The following is a 2320-nucleotide window of genomic DNA, read 5'->3' on the forward strand; positions in this document are numbered from 1 at the left end:
CGTGATGCCTTTGTGTCAGTTTGGCTTTCCGCACTACTTTCTGGAACGGAACTACAACTGGACAATACCAAACAAATAAATACAGTTAGAAGTAGCTTATACATCTCAATTTCCTTACGCATGTAACATTTTTATAATAGGCATGCATGGTGTATTGAGAGCGTGAAATTCGCTGGAAGCCTTATGACGAAAAGGCATTGCCTATTTCTTTTTAGTATTTCACTTTCTGTAAACCGTGCATGCGCGTTTATCTTGTATAAGGCTGCAAAATAAACACTCTGAACTTACTAATAGGTCTACTCTAAACAGTTTCTGCAAAATGGACAAGCTGTTAATATGCGCGATCGCCTAGCTAAATGAGCAAGAAAATAGCATTTCTATAAGCTAAGTTTGTGCCTAGGTAAAATAATTAACAACGGAGGTTAATTTGGCTACACCTAGCCCATTTATGGAAATGTTGCGTTCTGAAATGCGATTGCGTGGTCATTCATTGCGCACAGAGAAGTCTTATTTATATTGGATTCGGCAATTTATTCGGTTTCATAATATGAAGCACCCAACGGAGATGGGGGCAAAGGAAGTGAAAGGCTTCTTGACTTGGCTTGCTGTTGAACGCCACGTAGCTGTTAACACACAGAAGGTGGCATTGAATGCTTTAGTTTTTATGTATCACAAAGTGCTCAAAATTGAACTTGGCGAACTAGGTTTTAAATTAGCACAAAAACAACAGCGCTTGCCGATTGTACTCACGCCTGAAGAAGTACTAAAAATACTTAACCAACTAGAGGGTAGGAATCGAGTTATTATCGAAATGCTTTATGGCAGTGGTCTAAGAGTGAGCGAGTGCCTTGGGTTAAGAGTTCAGGATATTTGTTTAACGTCCTGCTCAGTCACTGTGCGTGACGGCAAGGGGAACAAAGATAGGCAAACATTATTGAGTCAAAACTTAATTGAACCCTTAACAAGTTTAATCAGCGAAGCACTTGTTGTTCAGAGGCGAGACAATGAAAAGGGCGTTGGCCCTTCGATGCCGTTTGCTCTTGCAAAGAAATACCCTAAAGCATTTAAAACGCCAGGCTGGATGTTTATTTTTCCGTCATCTAAGTTATGTGCTCACCCCATAACAGGCGAGCTGTGCCGGCATCATCTACATGACAGTGTTGTGCGTAAAGCACTAAAACCAGCGGTAGCGAAAGCCGCAGTATACAAAAAAGTGAATTGCCATACATTTAGGCATTCGTTTGCTACCCACTTACTTCAAAACGGCTGCGATATCCGCACGGTGCAAGAACTTCTCGGTCATAACGATGTGAGTACTACACAAATATACACACACGTCATTGGCCAGCATTATGCTGGCACCATGAGCCCGCTTGATCGTTTAAAAGGGGCAACATAATTTTAATAGTGCCCCTAAGTTATCGCACATAATATGCCTCTTACTGTGCTCAATATGAACTTGCTTAACCCCGACAAGCCCGATAAAGTCCATGTTAACTAATAATTAACAGGCATAAACATTTGGTTAATTAAGCACGCACGGATTGTGGTTGGTTTTTTAGCTGCAACATAGGCCTAAGCTACATGCTAAATAAGGCTTGTAGCTTTTTTGCGAGCTAGATACACCACGCATGCCTAGTATACAAATGTTATGTTCAACGTGCCCAGTAGCACCACGGAGGATTGAATGAGTAACTTTACAATGGAAGCGCCGGCCAATATAGAAGAACTAAAGAAATTGGCTGGTGACAAAATAAGCTACAAAAATAGAAAATCTGCCGTAGAAGCTTTGGGGAAGCATAAGTGCCAGCAGTCAAAAGATATCCTCTGGCGCTTGATGATAAACGATAAAGTTCATTCTGTTCAGTATGCTGCTTTTTTGAAGCTTCAAGCATTTGGTGAAGATGTAAAGCTCCCCAAGAAGAAAAAAGGGCACTTGGTTAAAGATATTAACAAGAAGCTTGGCAGAGTCCGTGATTCTCTTCATGATGAATTTACACCGGAAGAGTTCAACGAGAAATTCAAAACAATGTACCCCGAAGAATTTGATATCTACTCCTTTGAAAAGAGTGGGAAATTCAATCAGTGGGTGGACAATGTTTTGAAGTCATTGCCTAAGAAATGAACATAACAATCACATTAAGTACGCTCACTTCGTTCGCCCGACGCTCGTTCCTCGCGCGGCTTATGTGAGGCGTTATATTGCAGGGAAGTATGGTTAGACTTTTGGCTCTATTCTTTTTGATTCTCCCGTGGTGCTCAGTTGCTACTACGGATATGGTATTTATTTCCGAGAAAATAATTACGCCTGAGCAAGCGA

General features: G+C 41.2%; 2 protein-coding genes. Both read left to right on the forward strand.

Annotated features, from left to right (window positions below; all coding sequences use genetic code 11):
* Positions 1 to 427: 427 nt before the first annotated feature.
* Positions 428 to 1399 carry an integron integrase gene (locus M1L23_RS12850; RefSeq protein ID WP_274707215.1) on the forward strand — a complete coding sequence of 324 codons (972 nt, stop codon included), beginning with the start codon at positions 428 to 430 and terminating at the stop codon, positions 1397 to 1399.
* A gap of 288 nt (positions 1400 to 1687) precedes the next feature.
* Positions 1688 to 2125 carry a HEAT repeat domain-containing protein gene (locus M1L23_RS12855; RefSeq protein WP_252627842.1) on the forward strand — a complete coding sequence of 146 codons (438 nt, stop codon included), beginning with the start codon at positions 1688 to 1690 and terminating at the stop codon, positions 2123 to 2125.
* Positions 2126 to 2320 lie beyond the last annotated feature (195 nt).

It is taken from the genome of Aliidiomarina quisquiliarum, from assembly GCF_023922585.1.
GTDB lineage: Bacteria > Pseudomonadota > Gammaproteobacteria > Enterobacterales > Alteromonadaceae > Aliidiomarina > Aliidiomarina quisquiliarum.

Excerpts from the sequence above, each read along its gene's own strand:
- M1L23_RS12855 (WP_252627842.1), top strand. The coding sequence starts at position 1,688 with ATGAGTAACTTTACAATGGAAGCGCCGGCCAATATAGAAGAACTAAAG.